A 242-nucleotide genomic window follows, 5' to 3' on the forward strand; every position below is an offset into this window, starting at 1 on the left:
CGAAGGAAATCTATGCTGAAGTGAAGGAGCTGGTTAAACATGGCGACTATGAAAGAGTTTCGAAATAACGTTAAGCCAAACTGGTGCCCAGGCTGTGGAGACTTCTCCATCCAAGCAGCGATTCAACGCGCTGCAGCTAACGTAGGTCTGGAACCTGAAAATCTGGCGGTTATTTCCGGTATCGGTTGTTCCGGTCGTATCTCCGGCTACATCAACTGCTATGGTTTCCACGGTATCCATGG

Annotated in this window: 1 pseudogene; it reads left to right on the plus strand. The window is 49.2% G+C overall.

From position 1 onward, the window contains the following. Positions 1-39 precede the first annotated feature (39 nt). Positions 40-242 (plus strand): annotated as a pseudogene (locus SB775_RS33115) (2-oxoacid:ferredoxin oxidoreductase subunit beta); the annotation flags it as partial.

It is taken from the genome of Peribacillus sp. SIMBA_075 (assembly GCF_046534585.1).